The organism is Pandoraea pnomenusa, from assembly GCF_000767615.3.
In the GTDB taxonomy this organism is placed as follows: domain Bacteria; phylum Pseudomonadota; class Gammaproteobacteria; order Burkholderiales; family Burkholderiaceae; genus Pandoraea; species Pandoraea pnomenusa.
This window is the reverse complement of record NZ_CP009553.3, coordinates 2,351,364-2,368,077: the sequence shown is the minus strand read 5'-3', so window position 1 is coordinate 2,368,077 and position 16,714 is coordinate 2,351,364. Positions and strand designations below refer to the sequence as shown.

Here is a 16,714-nt window from a genome sequence, read left to right as displayed (position 1 = left end):
ACCAACCGGTATACAGGGACGCGAAGTGGACAGACAGGGATTGCAATTTATGGAAGTCTCCCGTATCCGCGCGCTGCGCGGTCCGAACCTCTGGAGCCGTCACACCGCCATCGAGGCGATCGTGACCTGCACCGATCTGGAATACTCGATCGGCAATCTGGCCGGTTTCGAGGCCCGCCTGCGCGCCCGCTTCCCCGAGTTGCCCGCGCTCACGCCCGACGCGGAGGAGCGTCCGGTGTCGCTCGCCGACGCGCTCGCCACCACGGCGCTGCACCTGCAAGCCGCCGCCGGCTGTCCGGTCACGTTCAGCCAGACGACGCAAACCATCGAGCCCGGCACGTTCCAGGTCGTGGTGCAGTACAGCGAGGAGCCGGTCGGCCGCCTGGCGTTCGATCTGGCGCAGCAACTCATCAACGCCGCACTCGAAGATACGCCCTTCGATCTGCCCGACGCCCTGTACCGCCTGCGCGATCTCGACGAAGATGTGCGTCTCGGCCCGTCGACCGGGTCGATCGTATACGCCGCCGTCGCTCGGGGCATCCCCTATCGCCGCCTGACCGAAGGCTCGATGGTGCAGTTTGGCTGGGGCAGCAAGCAGCGTCGCATTCAGGCCGCCGAAACCGACCGGACGTCGGCGGTGGCCGAATCGATCGCACAGGACAAGGACCTGACCAAGACGCTGCTGCACGCGGCCGGCGTGCCGGTGCCGCTTGGCGGTACCGTGCACGACATCGAAGATGCGTGGAAGCTGGTGCAGGAAATCGATGCCCCCGTCGTCGTCAAACCGCGCGACGGCAATCAGGGCAAGGGCGTGGCCGTGCGCCTGCGCACGCGCGAGGAAATTGAAAAGGCGTTCGAGGTCGCGCAGGACATCTGCCGCGACGTGATCATCGAGCGCTATATCCCGGGCCACGATTTCCGTCTGCTCGTGATCGGCAACAAGCTGGTGGCGGCGGCGCGTCGCGACCCGCCGCAAGTGACCGGCGACGGCGTGCACACCGTGCGTCAGCTCGTCGATGCGGTGAACGCCGATCCGCGCCGGGGCGAAGGACATGCCACGTCGCTGACCAAGATTCGTTTCGACGACATCGCCCTCGCCACACTGGCCAAGCAGGGCCTGGGCGCGGATTCCGTGCCGGAAGCCGGCGCGCGCGTGGTGCTGCGCAATAACGCCAACCTGTCGACCGGCGGCACCGCCACCGATGTGACCGACGACGTGCATCCGGAAATCGCCGCGCGCGCGGTGGCCGCGGCACTGCAGGTCGGGCTCGACATCGCCGGGGTCGACGCCGTGTGCGAAACCGTGACCAAGCCCTTCGAGGAGCAGGCCGGCGGCATCGTGGAAGTCAATGCCGCGCCGGGGCTGCGCATGCACCTTCAGCCGTCGTACGGCAAGGGCCGCGCGGTGGGCGAAGCGATTGTCTCCACCATGTTCGACGACGGCGACGACGGACGCATTCCGGTCGTGGCCGTGTCGGGCACGAACGGCAAGACGACGACGGTGCGCCTGATCGCTCACCTCATCGCCCAGCAAGGATTGCGCGTGGGCATGACCGGCACCGACGGCATCTATATCAGCGGCCAGCGTATCGACACGGGCGATTGCAGTGGCCCGCGCAGTGCGCGCAACGTGCTGATGCACCCGGACGTGGATGCGGCCGTGTTCGAAACCGCGCGCGGCGGCCTGCTGCGCGAGGGCCTGGCCTACGACCGCTGCGACGTGGCCGTGGTGACCAACATCGGCATGGGCGACCATCTGGGCCTGTCTTATATCAATACGGTCGAAGACCTCGCCGTGCTCAAGAGCGTGATCGTGCGCAACGTGGCGCCGCGCGGCATGGCCGTGCTCAACGCCGCCGATCCCATGGTGGCGCGCATGGCCGACGCCTGTCCCGGCGACGTGACCTACTTCGCCATGGATGCGGCGCATCCGGTACTGGCCACGCACCGCGCCAAAGGCAGACGCGTGGTGTATGTCGACGGCGGCAGCATCGTCACGGCTCAGGGCGCCGAGGAGACCCGCTACGCCCTGTCGGCGATTCCGCTCACGCGCGGCGGCGCCATCGGCTTCCAGGTCGAGAACGCGATGGCGGCAATCGGCGCGGCCTGGGCGCTGAACATCGATGCGACGACGATCCGTGCCGGTCTGGCCACGTTCGTCAACGATGCGGGCACCGCTCCGGGTCGCTTCAATGTGTTCGACTACAAGGGCGCCACGGTCATTGCAGACTACGGTCACAATCCCGACGCCATCGCCGCGCTCACGCAGGCCGTCGAGACGATGCCGGCGCGTCGCCGTTCAGTGGTGATTTCGGGTGCGGGCGACCGTCGTGACGAGGACATCCGCCGCCAGACCGAGATCCTCGGCGACGCCTTCGACGACGTGCTGCTCTATCAGGACCAGTGCCAACGCGGCCGCGAAGACGGCGAAGTGCTCAAGCTTCTGCGAGAAGGTCTTGCCGGCGCGCGCCGTGCCAGCCACGTCGACGAGATCCATGGCGAGTTTCTCGCCATCGATACGGCGCTGGGGCGTCTGCAACCGGGCGACCTGTGCCTGATTCTCATCGACCAGGTCGACGAGGCGCTCGCGCATATCGGCCAACGCGTGGCCGAGGCGGCCGCGCACTGAGCACGGCCGTGTCGTTGGGCGCGCCAAGCACCCAACGCCCCCCCATGGCGCGCAGCGCGCAGCGCGCATGCCCGATTCAGGATGCGGCCACCGGATCCGGCGCGCCCGGCACGGGCTCGTCGGGCCGCACTGCCGCCGCGGCGTCCAACCCCGTTCCACGCACGCGATCCGCCATGCTGCGCCGGCTTTCCAGCGCGCGGTTGATGGTGCGAATATCGACGCGGGTCCTGTGATCCTTCGCGCGCGCGGTATTGCGCTGCGCCTCCTCCCGATTGCCCAGCCGTATGAATTGCTTCGCCGCTGCCTCGTACAGGGCGACCGTCTCCTCACTGGCGCCGCGCAACGCGTAAATATCGGCGCACTCGACGACGAGGTGCGCGGCGTTCATCGCGTTGGCCTTGCCATGACACTGAACGGCTTGCTCCAGTGCCGCACGCATGTTCGCCGCCTTGCCCGGGCAACGCGCAAAATTCTTCGCCGCGAAGCCGTACGCGAACGCGGCGGCATCGAGATGGCTCAGCGCCTCGTGCTTCGACGCCGCCGCCAGATAGGTCGTCGCCGCGATTTCGTAACGCCTTACCCCCTCATACCGTCCCGCGGCCAGTTCCGCGTGCAATGCGCTCGCCAGGCGCAACTCCTGCCGAACGCGCGAGCGCTCGCCGCCCAGGCAAAGCAGCGCCATGCCGCGCACCCGCTGCGCCTGCGCATCCGCGGCCTTCGCGGATAACCAGTCGATATGCCCGAGTCGGAGGTTGTCGCCCTCCTGGGCAAAGAAGTTCGATGCGCCGAGCGTCGCACTCTCGGCATGCTTGTCGCGCCAGAGCGCATCGAACAGGTCGCAGAACAGCTTTCGAAACGCGGTGCCGTCGAGCGACTCGGGCACCTTGCCGTCGCCGTCGAGTGCGAGATTGAGCAGCGCGTAGGTGGCATGCATGGACAGGTCGCTCAGCTTCATGTCGCTCAGCGTCTGCAGGATGGTGCGCGATTCGTCCGGCCGCACTGACGCGCCGAGCAGCGATACCGCCTCGGCCTGCGTGAGATGGATGCCTCCCTCGCCCATGCCCGCTGTCGTCAGCGGACAACGCAATCCCACGCCAGGTGCCGTGAGCACAATCGCGCCGAAATCGCCCAGCGCCGGGCGGGCGAGCATGTCGGCGCGCGCCTCGGGCGTGAGCGAATGCAGTTGCCGGCGGCAGGCGTCATCGAAGGCCGGTTGCCCGATGCGTGCTAGCTCGACACGCAGTCCGACGAAATACGACGCAATATGACACGTCACCGCGTCGCCGCGGCGCCATTGGCTCCCGTGCATCCCGAAAAGCTGCCGGAATCGCTCGACTGACGAGGTCCGCGCCATCGCGTCGCGAAACTGCGCGATCACCTGCCGCTGGCTCTCGAGGGCGCCGCGCTCGGGACGCATTTCGGCGTCGAACGCGGCGATGCTGCGCCGGATGTCGTCGATCCCGGGTTCGTCGAACTGCTTGTTGATGTACGGACTGACCGGTTGCGTAGTTACCTCATTGACCAGCATGCAGACTCTCCTTGGTCGACTGCGTATTGAATGCGAGACGTCGCAATTCCCTTAACAATCCGCGCGACTCGAGGTCGTGCAGCGCACACGGCAGGCTGCCGTCGAACGCCCGCACGAGATCCACGAGCCCGGCCGCGGCGGCCTTGCCGTCGTCGTCCAGGGCCGTCTGCGTCAGGGCGTACAGCACGGTGCCCCTGCCGTCCATGCGGTGACGGACGCATGGCGTCGTGAGCACCTGCGCCATCTCGTCCGGCGTCAGGTCGAGGCCCGCGTCTCGCACGCACGGCGCCAACAACGGCACGCGACAGCCCGGTGTTCCGGGCACGGCGAGCGTCACCACGCCCGACGACAGCACGCGAGGCAAATCGGCATCGCTCCCGGGATGCGGCCGCCAGAGAAACAATGCGTCGCGCGCGTCGGCACGCAGTTGCGACAACACATCGCGCACCCAGGTGTCGACACGTGCCTGGCCAAAGGTATCCCGCACGAACGTCAGCCCATGCGGCTGCGAGGCGACGTGGCAAACGTGAAGCGCCTTTGCCAGCGACTGGCTGTCGTGTTCCGTCGTCCGGAAATGCGTGAGCCATGGCGCGTCGCATGCGCCGCGGCCGCTAGCGAGAAACGCATGCATCGCCTTGTGCCGCGCGGCGGCGTCGGCCGCGTCGATCCGGCCCAGCGCGATGTCAAGCGCGTCGACACGCATCGCAAGCCCCGGCCGCGGCGCGGCGGGGTCTGTGTCGGCACATGGCCACTGAAGTGATGCGACGGTTGCGGCGGCACCCCGCATGGCGTCCCCGGTGTTATGGAAAAGAGGGACTCAGTGTCGCATCGCGCCCATGTCGCGGCATGCACGAATCGCCCACACGTGGCGGGCCGTCCGACGCAAAAAGCGACGCGAGCAAAGGCGGGAAACGTGGGAAACGCGGGAAACGCGGGAAAGGCGGAAAACGCGGAACCGATGGGAACGGTTGGAACGGTGGGACCGCGGAGGAGATGGAGGAGATTGAGAGGGCGGAGAAGGCGGCAATTCAGCGGGCCGCGCGAACGGCTATCCGGTGACCAGTCGGCGCCGCATGGCGCAGCGCCGTGCAGGAGAAAGTCCCGCGGCGCGCTCGCGTGCCAGTACCGCGCGCAAACGCGCGCACAAGGTGTCGTCGTTGATCGTCTCGAAGCCCGCGCGGGCGTAGAACGGCGCATTCCATGCGACATCCCGGAACGTGGTCAGGGTCACGGCACCAAGTCCGGCCTCGCAGGCATGCCCGATCGCCGCGTCGAGCAATGCGCGCCCGATCCCCCTGCCCTGCCACGACCGATGCACCGACAGCTCCCAGACATGGAGCGCGGTGCCGAAGACTTCGGCATCGAGCAATCCGACCGGGGCATCGTCGGGGTCGGTCGCGACCCACGCGGTGCCGGCGGCGATCCACGCGAGCTGGTCCGCTGCCGCGATCGGCTCGCCGTCGGCCAGCCAGGCCAACTCGGGCAAGGTTCGAAAGCGCGCCGCCGCGCTGCGCTCCACGACCGCCATCGCAGGCACATCCGCCGGCGTCGCGAGGCGAACCCGCGCCGCCCGCTGCCGGGTCAAACCACAACCTCCTGCGGCGCCATCTCGGTGCCGTAGGCGGCCCAGCGATCGTTGGCCTTGCCCTCCGCGTCGGCCGCCGCGACCGTGGGCTTGCACTGCCCGGCGGTCTCGTCGAGCCCCTGCAACAACGGGCATCGCTCGAAAAGTTCAGCGATGAAGTCGACAAATACGCGCACTTTCGGCGACAGATGGCGGTTATGGGGATAGACGGCGGAAATGGGCATGGGCGGTGGCTTCCACTGATGCAGGATCTCGACCAGTTGCCCCGACTGGAGATACGGCAGCGCCATGAAGCGCGCCAGTTGCACCGTGCCGAAGCCCGCCAGCCCGAGTTGGAGATAGGCTTCGGCGTCGTTCACGGCGACCGAACCCTGCATGTGGATTTCGACCTCCTTGCCGTCGACGAGGAACTGCTCATCGATCACCCGGCCCGTGCGACTCGAGAAGTAGTGCACGGCGGTGTGCCGCTGCAGATCCTCCAACGTATGCGGCATGCCCATGCGCTCGAGATACGCGGGCGATGCGCACGTCAGACTCTGGAACAACCCGACACGGCGCGCCACGAGGCTCGAATCCTGCAGCGTGCCCACGCGCAGCACGCAATCGACGCCTTCCTGAATCAGGTCGACGGGTTTGTCGCCCATGCCGACCATGAGCTCGATTTCCGGGTAGCGGTCGTGAAATTCGCACAGCGACGGCAGCACCACCAGCTTGCCGAGCGAGCCCGGCATGTCGATGCGCAACTTGCCGCGCACGCGCTGGCTGCTCTCGCGAAACGACGATTCCGTCTCTTCGATGTCCGCGAGAATTCGCAGGCATCGCTCGTAATACGCGGCGCCGTCGGGCGTGAGGTTGAGTCGCCGGGTCGTGCGCTGCAACAGGCGCGTGCCCAGATGCGACTCGAGGTTCTGGATGATCGTGGTCACCGAGGTGCGCGGCAACCCGAGATTGTCGGCCGCGCGCGAAAAGCTGTTCGCCTCGACCACTCGCGTGAAGACCTGCATCGCTTGCAAGCGATCCATGATATTTCCCCAATGAAAACGCGGTTGCACTGACCGATCCGCGAATTTCGCGGCAATGCCGAACGCCTAAGCTTATTGGTCGACGGCATAAGCCAATGCCCGCAAGGCTCAGGTCGATTAGTCGAGCTGGCCGAACAGTGTTGCCAAATTATAGGCGTTTATCCGGATGTCCGTGGCCTCTAGACTTCGCTCCATCGAATGTCATCAGAGGGGCATCGCTCGCGCGAGCCCAAAGCCATATGTCCAGCAACGCCAAGCCGCAATCGGGAAGCAAGGGAACGACGACGCATACCCGTCGCCCGGGCAACGACGACGGACTGCGTATCGAGGAAGTGAGCATCGCCGGCCACGTGGGTCCGGTCACGTTGCGCCTGTACCGCCCGATGGGACCCTCCGCATCGGTGGGCGCGGCCCACGCGCATGCGGGACAACCGGGCGTGGTCGTGCCGCTCGAAGCGCACCTGCCCGCCGTCCTGTACTTCCACGGCGGCGGCTTCTGCGCCGGTTCGCTCGACGACGGCGATGCGGCCGCCCGATATCTCGCCACCCATGTACCGGCGCTCGTCGTCTCGGTCGGCTACTCGCTCGCGCCCGAGCATCCGTTTCCGGCCGCGCCCGAGGACGCCTGGAACGCCGCGCGCTGGCTGCAACGCCATGCCCGCCGGTACGGTGCCAGCCCGCGCCGCCTGGCGGTTGCCGGTCACGATGCCGGCGGGAACATCGCCACCGCGCTCACGATGATCGCCCGGGATCGCGGCGAGATCGCCATCTCGGCGCAGGCCCTGCTCGCCCCGCTGCTTGATCCGAGCATGACGCGCCTGGCCGACGGCCGCACGCCCAGCGACATCGAGGCGAGCGAGTGCGCGCAGTGCTACCGCAAGTATCTGCCGCATGCGACGCAGCGCCTGCATCCCTACGCCGCGCCGCTCGAATCGCGTCGGCTGGCCGGTCTGCCGGCCACGCTGATCGCATCCGCGGAACACGACCTGCTGCACGTCGAAGCCGAAAAGTATGCCGCCGAGCTCATCGCCGCAGGCGTGCCGACGCAGGTCACGCGCCATCGCAGCGCATCCCATCACGGTCTGGCCGCGCTTCCCGCCGCATTGCGGGAGGTGGCCGCGTTCCTGACACGCCGGCTGGCGCCGCCCGCCGCCGGCCCTACCCAGTGAGTCCATCCGATCCCGGAGATATTCAATAATGACCACCCTCGCTCGCAAACCCGTACTCATTGCCGCCGCCGCGACCGCCGCGCTCGTGGCCATCGGCACGCTGACCGTCGTGCGCGTCGACGCCAGCACGCCCCCCGCCGCGCAAGTCATGCCGACCGTCGAGGTCGATGTCGCCAACGTCATCTCGCGCACCGTGACCGACTGGCAAAGCTACTCGGGCAGGCTCGACGCCGTGGACCGCGTCGACATCAAGCCGCTCGTGTCGGGCACCATCACGGCCGTGCACTTCAAGGACGGGCAACTCGTGAAAAAGGGCGACCCGCTCTTCACGATCGACCCGCGCCCGTACGCGGCGGAAGTCGACCGCGCGGCCGCGCAACTCGCATCGGCGCAGGCACGCGATGTGTTTACCAGCACCGACCTCGCACGTGCGCAGCGCCTGATCGCCGACAACGCCATCGCGAAGAAAGACTTCGATCAGAAGGAAAACGCCGCACGCGAAGCGGCGGCCAATGTGAAGGCCGCGCGTGCGGCGCTCGAGACAGCACGCATCAATCTCGGTTACACCCAGATCGTGGCGCCGGTGGCCGGACGCGTGTCGCGCGCGGAAATCACCGTCGGCAACACAGTCTCGGCCGGCGCACAGTCGCCGGCCCTGACCACGGTGGTCTCGGTCTCGCCGATGTATGCCGCATTCGATGTCGACGAACAAACGTATCTGCGCTACCTCGCACGCGATACGGGCAAGAGCGGCGTGCCGGTCGACCTGGGCCTGGCCAACGAGTCGGGCTATTCGCGCAAGGGCACCGTGTACTCGGTGGACAACCGCTTCGACACCACGTCGGGGACCATCCGCGTGCGCGCACGCTTCGACAACGCCGACGGCGCGCTGGTGCCGGGACTGTACGCTCGCATTCGGGTCGGCGGCGGCGAGCCGCACCCCGCGCTGCTCGTGGATGAAGCCGCCATCGGCACCGACCAGAGCAAGAAGTTCGTGCTCGTGGTCGATCCGGCCAACAAGGTGCAGTACCGCGAAGTCCAGCTTGGCGAGCGCCACGGGGGGCTGGTGGAAATCGCCGGCGGCCTGAAGGAAGGCGAGCGCATCGTGGTCAACGGCCTGCAACGCGTGCGCCCTGGCGACCCGGTGACGCCCAAGACCGTGAAGATGGCGGGCGACACCGGCGACGGTCACGACATTGCCGTGGCCGACGCTGCACCGGCCGCTCCGGCGGCCAAACCGGCCAAGCCGGCCAAACCTGCCCAGGCGGCCACGGCCACCGCGGCAACGGCGTCGCGCTCGTAATCGATGCGACGCCCTGAACGACACCCCAGAGTTTCGTCATGAACATCTCAAAATTCTTTATCGACCGGCCCATCTTCGCGGGGGTTCTTTCGGTCGTCACGCTGCTGGCCGGCCTGATCGCCGTGTTCCAGCTGCCGATTTCGGAGTACCCGGAAGTGGTCCCGCCGTCGGTCGTCGTGCATGCCCAGTACCCCGGCGCGAACCCGAAAGTGATCGCCGAAACCGTTGCGTCGCCGCTCGAAGAGCAGATCAACGGCGTGGAAAACATGCTGTACATGCAGTCGCAGGCGAACAGCGACGGCAACCTCACCACGACCGTGACCTTCCGTCTGGGCACCGACCCCGACAAGGCCCAGCAGCTCGTGCAGAACCGCGTGGCGCAAGCGTTGCCGCGCTTGCCGGACGACGTGCAACGCCTGGGGGTCACGACCATCAAGTCGTCGCCGACGCTCACGATGGTGGTGCACCTGATTTCGCCGAACAATCGCTACGACATGACGTACCTGCGCAACTACGCGCTGATCAACGTCAAGGATCGGCTCTCGCGCATCCAGGGCGTGGGTGAAGTCCAGTTGTGGGGCGCGGGCGACTACTCGATGCGCGTGTGGCTCGATCCCGCCAAGGTTGCACAGCGCGGCCTGACGGCGTCCGACGTGGTCAAGGCAATTCGCGAGCAGAACGTGCAGGTCGCGGCCGGAGTGATCGGCGCGACACCGGCCGGCCCGAACACGCCGCTGCAACTGAACGTGAACGCACGCGGTCGCCTGAACACGGAAGAAGAGTTCCGCGACATCATCCTGAAGACCTCGCCGGACGGTGCGGTCACGCATCTGGGCGACGTGGCGCGCGTGCAACTCGACGCGTCGTCGTACAGCCTGCGCTCGTTGCTCGACAACAAGCCGGCCGTGGGTCTCGGTATCAACCAGTCGCCGGGGGCGAACTCGCTGCAAATCTCCGACGAGGTTCGCGCGGCGATGGCCGATCTGCAAAAAGACATGCCGCCGGGCGTCGAGTACCGCATCGAGTACGACCCGACGCAGTTCGTGCGCTCGTCGATCAAGGCCGTGATTCACACGCTGCTCGAGGCTATCGCCCTCGTGGTGATCGTGGTGATCGTGTTCCTGCAGACGTGGCGTGCGTCGATCATTCCGCTGCTGGCCGTGCCGGTGTCGATCGTGGGCACCTTCGCGCTGTTGCTCGGCTTCGGCTACTCGATCAATGCGTTGTCGCTGTTCGGGATGGTGCTCGCCATCGGGATCGTGGTCGACGACGCCATCGTGGTCGTCGAGAACGTGGAGCGCAACATCGCGGCCGGGCTCTCGCCCAAGGAGGCGACATATCAGGCCATGCGCGAAGTGAGCGGGCCGATCATCGCGATCGCGCTCACGCTCGTGGCCGTGTTCGTGCCGCTCGCGTTCATGTCCGGCCTCACGGGACAGTTCTACAAGCAGTTCGCGATGACCATCGCCATCTCGACGGTGATCTCCGCGTTCAACTCGCTCACGCTGTCGCCGGCCATGGCTGCCCTGCTGCTCAAGGACCATCACGCCGAGCCCGACTGGCTCACCCGCCAGATGAACCGCTATCTCGGCGGCTTCTTCCGGGCGTTCAACCGTGTATTCCATCGCGGCTCGGAGAAGTACGGCCAGGGCGTGACGCGCGTGATCGGTCGCAAGGCACTCATGATGGCGATCTTCGCCGTGCTCATCGGCGCGACGATCCTGCTGGGCAAAGTGGTACCGGGTGGCTTCGTGCCCGCCCAGGACAAGGAGTACCTCGTGGCGTTCGCGCAGTTGCCCAACGGCGCATCGCTCGATCGCACGGAGAAGGTGATCCGCGACATGACCGACATTGCGCTGAAGATCCCCGGCGTGAAGAGCTCCGTGGCATTCCCGGGCCTGTCGGTCAACGGCTTCACGAACTCGTCGTCGGCGGGTATCGCCTTCATCACGCTCAAGCCGTTTGCCGAACGCAAGGACAAGTCGATGTCGGCCGCCGCCATCGCGGCGAAGCTCAACGCCGAGTACTCGAAGAACAAGGATTCGTTCATCGCCGTGTTCCCGCCCCCGCCGGTGATGGGTCTGGGCACGCTCGGCGGCTTCAAGCTGCAGATCGAAGACCGCGGCGCGCTGGGTTACGAGGCGCTCAACAATGCGACACAGGCGTTCATCAAGAAGGCCTCGCAGACGAAGGAACTGGGCCCGACGTTCTCGTCGTATCAGATCAACGTGCCGCAACTGAACGTGGACCTCGATCGCGTCAAGGCCAAGCAGCTTGGTGTGCCGATCACCGACGTGTTCGACACCATGCAGATCTACCTCGGCTCGCTGTACGTGAACGACTTCAACAAGTTCGGCCGGGTGTACCAGGTGCGCGTGCAGGCCGATGCGCCGTTCCGCGCCCATGCCGAGGACATCGGTCTGCTCAAGACACGCAACAGCAGTGGCGACATGGTGCCGCTCTCCTCGCTGGTGAAGGTCACGCCGACCTACGGTCCGGAAATGGTGGTGCGTTACAACGGATACACCGCCGCCGACGTCAACGGCGGCCCGGCACCGGGCTATTCGTCGGGCCAGGCGCAGGCGGCCGTCGAGCGCATCGCCGCCGAGACGCTGCCGCGCGGCGTGAAGTTCGAATGGACGGACCTGACGTATCAGCAGATTCTCGCGGGCGACTCGGCGCTGTGGGTGTTCCCGATCTCCGTGCTGCTGGTGTTCCTGGTACTTGCCGCGCAGTACGAGAGCCTGACGCTGCCTTTGGCCGTGATCATGATCGTGCCGATGAGCATCATGTCGGCCCTGTTCGGGGTGTGGCTCACGCGGGGAGACAACAACATCTTCACGCAGATCGGTTTGATGGTGCTGGTGGGGTTGTCCGCGAAGAACGCGATCCTGATCGTGGAATTCGCCCGGGAGCTCGAAATGCAAGGCCGCACGGCGGTGGCCGCGGCCATCGAGGCCAGCCGCCTGCGTCTGCGCCCGATTCTGATGACGTCCATCGCGTTCATCATGGGTGTGGTGCCGCTGGTGATGTCGACCGGCGCCGGTTCGGAAATGCGTCATGCCATGGGCGTGGCCGTGTTCTTCGGCATGATCGGCGTGACCGGCTTCGGCCTGATCCTGACGCCGGTGTTCTACGTGCTGCTGCGCACGCTGGCAGGCAAGAAGCCGCTGCACAGCGCACACGCGTCGACCATGCCCAACAACGTCAAGGCCGAAGTCTGAAGGATGCCAATCATGCAATCGCAATGGATCAAACGCAGTCTGGGTGTCTCGACGCTGCTCGCCACCCTGCTGGTGGTGGCGGGCTGCTCGATGGCCCCCACGTATGAAGTGCCGTCGGTGACCGACAAGGGTACGCCCACGGCATTCAAGGAGGCCTCGCCCGTCACGCTGCCGGCCGGCGAGGCCGGTACGTGGAAAACCGCCGAGCCCGCCGAGGCGATGGCGCGCGGCGAATGGTGGAAAGTGTTCGGCGATGCCACGCTCGACAAGCTCGAGCAGGACGCGCTCTCGGCCAACCAGAATCTGAAGGCAGCCGCCGCCCGCGTGCAGGAAGCGCGCGGCGTGCAGCGGCAGGCACGCGCCGCCCTCTTCCCCACGCTCGATGCCGGGTTCGGGCCGACGCGCCAGAAGATTTCGCCTGCCTCGCAGATGCAGCCGGACGGCACGAACATCGCACCATTTACGCTGTGGCGCGCGCAAGCGAGCGTCGGCTACGAAGTCGACCTGTTCGGTCGCGTGTCGGACAACGTGGCCGCGGCCCGTGCCGACGCGGAACAAAGCGAAGCGCTGTACCGCTCGGTGCAACTCGCCTTGCAGGCCGACGTGGCGCAGAACTACTTCAGCCTGCGCGAACTCGACGCCGAGCAGGCGCTGTACACGCAGACCGTGAAGCTGCGCGAGGAAGCGCTCAAACTGGTTCAGCGCCGCTTCACCGAGGGCGACATCGGCGAGCTCGACGTGGCGCGTGCGAAGGCGGAACTCGCCACGGCGCAGTCCGATGCGCTGGCCGTCGCGCGCTTGCGCGCGGCGTCCGAGCATAGCCTGGCGATTCTCCTGGGCAAGACACCGGCGGAATTCACTTTCGCGCCGTCGCCACTCGTGCCGGTCACCGTGCAGATTCCGGCCGGACTGCCCTCGGCGCTGCTCGAACGGCGCCCGGACGTCGCCGCCGCCGAGCGCGCCATGGCCGCGGCCAACGCGCGTATCGGCGTGGCAAAGGCCGCGTTCTTCCCGTCGCTCTCGCTCACCGGTTCCGGTGGGTTCGAAGCGGCGACGCTGGGCGACCTGTTCAACTGGTCGAGCCGTACGTTCCTGCTCGGCCCGGTCGTGGGTGGCCTGCTCTCCATGCCAATCTTCGATGGCGGCGCGCGCAGCGGCAATCTGTCGCGCGCCCGCGCCAAGTACGAAGAGGATGTCGCCAACTATCGCCAGCAGGTTCTCGTGGCGTTCCAGGAAGTCGAGGACAACCTGTCCAACCTGCGTCTGCTCGCGCAGCAGACCCGCGCGCAGGACGACGCGGTCAAGGCATCGAACCGCGCGGCGCAACTCTCGCGCGTGCAATATCAGGAAGGCTCGATCGCCTATCTCGACGTGATCGATGCCGAGCGGACCGTGTTGCAGTCACAGCGCAGCGCGGTGCAGCTGGCCGGCGCGCAGGCGGTGTCGACCGTGAATCTCATCCGCGCGCTTGGCGGCGGCTGGGGCGATACGGCTGGTGCCGATGCGCCGGCCAAGCCGACGCCGACGGCCGAGGCGCCCACCTCGGGCGCAACCGTGGCAGCGCGCTAATTCGCTGAATCGAGCCTGGCAGGACGGCGCGACAGTCAGCAACGGATTGCGCGCCGACGTGGGGACAACGGGCCGTATGGCCGCCTCACGTCAAAAGGATGCATCGAACCGGCGGACGCCCTCGTGTCCCCCAAGGCGAGTGGCGCACTGACCCGCCCCCGATGTGCGCCGATGGCGCCGCCGGTTCCGATGCACCCGCCCGACAGTTCCTCGTAAGCGTCGGAAAGGTAATGAAAAGGGTTTCTTCCCTGCGTCCCTGCTTGCCCGGCACTGCCCGACGTCATACGACATTCGGCAGGTCCGGGCTCTTTTTTTGCCCGGCAATGGTAGGATGGACGAACGATTTTCGCTTTCGCCGCGCGTCGTATGGACGTATGGAAGACGAAGGGCGAGAACGCGACGATCGTCGCTGGCAAGTCATCTCGGATGCTTTCCCCGCGTCAGGCCCCTCGGCCCTACGATAAGGAGTGCAAACAATGAAGATGCGCAACACGCTGTCGCTGTGCCTCGCCGCCGGTCTGGCGGTTTCCTCGACAATGACACTCGCGCAAGGCGGCCCGCCCCCCATGGGGGGTCCGGGTGATCGCGGCGGTCCTCCGGGGCAGCGTCCCGGCGGTCCCCATGGTCCGCATGGAGGCCCGCCGGGGCATGGCCCTCAGAAGGGGCACATGAATGGACCTCGCGGCGGCCCGCCGCCGCGCGCGCAGCCGGGCCCGGGGCCGGACCAGGATTCATGGCAACACCCCAACTGGCGCCGCGGCGATCGCGTGCCGCAGCAATATCGCGACCGGCAGTACGTGGTCGACGACTATCGCCAGTACCGTCTGAACCCACCGCCGCGCGGCTATCACTGGGTCGGCGTTGGCGGTGACTTTCTGCTCGTCGCGATCACCACCGGCGTGATCTCGCAGATCGTCCTCGGCAGCGGTCGCTGACCGGCGCTGCTCGACGCCCCACCCGGGAGCCGCATGGCTTTCGCCGGGTGGTGCCGTCGATGCGGAGCCCCTCTTCCATCTCTTCCATCCTTCTCGAGCCCCGCCAATCCCCTTTGCTTCGCCAGACTGAAGCCGCCCGGCGTTGACCAACGCCTCACCCAGTGGCCCCGAGGCCCTTGCCGGACAGCGCCCTCGATGCACTGACCTGCGTTCATCCGTCGCGAGCGCCGCGAATGCCCGTCGTCTCGCCGGCTTGCCGGACGTCCCCCCTGCGGCGCACTACGTCGCGGACACCCCCCTCCCGCGCTAGCAAGGTTCACGCCGGTTTTCCGGTCCGCTTCCCCGCCTCGTCTCGTTTTCCTTGATTTGGTGCATCGCCCGACCCGCGCGCAGACCGAGGTCGAGATTTCGCTGCGCCGCAGCATTAAAATCACGCGCTCATGCCCTCCCAATTCATCGATATACGATATATCATGCACAAAATATCAAGCAGACGCTCCAAACCGGTGCGCGTGGAGAGGGACGAAATGGCAATGACACGACGTGATTTGCGGGACTGGGCCGTGGGCTTCCTGCCTGCCGTGGTCGCCGTGCACTGGCGCGAGCGATTGCGAGCGGGGTTCGGCGCGCTGTGCGGCATCGGCCTGACGGGTGGCCTGATGCTCTGGATGCTCGGCCCACAGGGGTACATTCCCTGGCTGGTGGCCCCGATGGGGGCGTCGGCCGTTCTGTTGTTCGGCGTGCCGGCCAGTCCTCTCGCCCAACCCTGGTCGATTCTCGGCGGCAATCTGGTGGCAGCCGTTGTCGGGGTGACGTGCGCAACCTACATTGCATCGCCGGTCGTGGCGGCCGCGGCGGCCGTCGGCGTGGCCATCGCCTTGATGTTCACGTTTCGCTGCGTGCATCCGCCTTCGGGTGCCGTGGCGCTGACTGCCGTGCTCGGCGGGCCGGCCGTTCATGCGCTCGGCTACGGTTTCGTGCTGGAGCCCATTGCGGTGCAGTCCGTCGTGCTGCTCGGCGCCGCGATCGGGTATCACGCGCTGACCGGCCATCGTTATCCGCACGCCATGCGGGCACAGGCTCCGGCCCGGCCGGTCAATGCGCAGGCAATTCCCGTCACGACGGCCGATGCCGAAAAGGCGCTGGCACGTCGCAGCGAATTGCTCGACATCTCCGCCGACGATCTGGCCAGCCTGCTGCGTGATACCCAACGGGAGGCGTTCGCGCGCCGGGCCCGCGAATTGACGGCCGCCGATGTCATGGGGCCCCCGCTGGCGAAGGTCCAACCGCACGACGAAGCGCCAGCCGCCTGGCGCCTGCTGCAACGGCATGGACTGGATGCATTGCCGGTCGTCGATGGAGATCGCGTGATCGGTCTTGTGACGCGTCACGATCTGCACACGCGGCGCGCCCGCCGTCAGCACTGGCCGCGTTTCGGCGTGTCGATCGGTACGCGGCAGCGTCCTGCGGTTCGAGACCTCATGCAAGGCGATCTCCAAACCGCCACGACCGGCATGCCGATCTCGGAGCTGGTGCCGCTGCTCATGACGCAGCGTCACGGCACGCTGCCGGTCCTTGACGACGCCGCGCGGCTGGTCGGCGTGGTCACCCACGCCGAAGTGCTGCGCAAGGTCATGGCCGCTTGAATCCCCTGCCCGCTCGCGATGCCACTTCGGCATCGCGGGCGTTGCCCTCACCCCGGCGCGTTCGCGGGCACTTCTCCTTCCCTGCTCGCCCCCTCTCTTCGCTT

General features: G+C 66.9%; 11 protein-coding genes. 7 read left to right on the top strand and 4 right to left on the bottom strand.

Annotation, left to right across the window (positions count from 1 at the left end; all coding sequences use genetic code 11):
- Window positions 1–49: 49 nt before the first annotated feature.
- Complete coding sequence (gene cphA / locus LV28_RS34650; protein WP_038617751.1) at window positions 50–2,629, top strand: cyanophycin synthetase; 2,580 nt, start codon at window positions 50–52, stop codon at window positions 2,627–2,629.
- Window positions 2,630–2,705: 76 nt separating this feature from the next.
- Here the strand turns inward: cphA and LV28_RS34645 are convergent, their stop codons facing one another.
- From LV28_RS34645 to LV28_RS34630, 4 genes are all read right to left on the bottom strand, one after another.
- A complete protein-coding gene (locus LV28_RS34645) occupies window positions 2,706–4,157 on the bottom strand; it encodes a hypothetical protein (RefSeq protein ID WP_038617754.1) in 1,452 nt (483 codons plus the stop codon).
- Entirely contained in the window at window positions 4,144–4,860 is a 717-nt protein-coding gene (locus LV28_RS34640; RefSeq protein WP_023874541.1) for a hypothetical protein, read from the bottom strand. The genes LV28_RS34645 and LV28_RS34640 overlap by 14 nt, the downstream gene beginning before the upstream one ends.
- Before the next feature lie 345 nt (window positions 4,861–5,205).
- Entirely contained in the window at window positions 5,206–5,742 is a 537-nt protein-coding gene (locus tag LV28_RS34635) for a GNAT family N-acetyltransferase (protein ID WP_028730880.1), read from the bottom strand.
- The gene (locus LV28_RS34630; protein ID WP_023874544.1) at window positions 5,739–6,764 is read right to left on the bottom strand and encodes a LysR family transcriptional regulator; all 1,026 of its coding nucleotides are present in this window, start codon (window positions 6,762–6,764) and stop codon (window positions 5,739–5,741) included. The genes LV28_RS34635 and LV28_RS34630 overlap by 4 nt, the downstream gene beginning before the upstream one ends.
- A 239-nt stretch (window positions 6,765–7,003) precedes the next feature.
- On the opposite strand from LV28_RS34630, the gene LV28_RS34625 reads away from it, so the two are divergent.
- The 6 genes from LV28_RS34625 to LV28_RS34600 all read left to right on the top strand — a co-directional run bounded on the left by LV28_RS34625 (window position 7,004) and on the right by LV28_RS34600 (window position 16,610).
- Window positions 7,004–7,933: an alpha/beta hydrolase gene (locus LV28_RS34625; protein ID WP_023595714.1), complete on the top strand. Its 930-nt coding sequence runs from the start codon at window positions 7,004–7,006 to the stop codon at window positions 7,931–7,933.
- A gap of 28 nt (window positions 7,934–7,961) precedes the next feature.
- Entirely contained in the window at window positions 7,962–9,236 is a 1,275-nt protein-coding gene (locus tag LV28_RS34620) for an efflux RND transporter periplasmic adaptor subunit (RefSeq protein WP_023595713.1), read from the top strand.
- A 38-nt stretch (window positions 9,237–9,274) separates the two neighbouring features.
- Complete coding sequence (locus LV28_RS34615; RefSeq protein ID WP_023874546.1) at window positions 9,275–12,460, top strand: efflux RND transporter permease subunit; 3,186 nt, start codon at window positions 9,275–9,277, stop codon at window positions 12,458–12,460.
- A 12-nt stretch (window positions 12,461–12,472) separates the two neighbouring features.
- Window positions 12,473–14,029, top strand: a complete 1,557-nt coding sequence (locus LV28_RS34610; RefSeq protein ID WP_023874547.1) for an efflux transporter outer membrane subunit — start codon at window positions 12,473–12,475, stop codon at window positions 14,027–14,029.
- Window positions 14,030–14,505: 476 nt separating this feature from the next.
- On the top strand, window positions 14,506–14,964 hold the full coding sequence (locus tag LV28_RS34605) for an RcnB family protein (protein ID WP_038617756.1): 459 nt from the start codon (window positions 14,506–14,508) through the stop codon (window positions 14,962–14,964).
- A 533-nt stretch (window positions 14,965–15,497) separates the two neighbouring features.
- Window positions 15,498–16,610: an HPP family protein gene (locus LV28_RS34600; RefSeq protein WP_023595711.1), complete on the top strand. Its 1,113-nt coding sequence runs from the start codon at window positions 15,498–15,500 to the stop codon at window positions 16,608–16,610.
- Window positions 16,611–16,714: the final 104 nt, after the last annotated feature.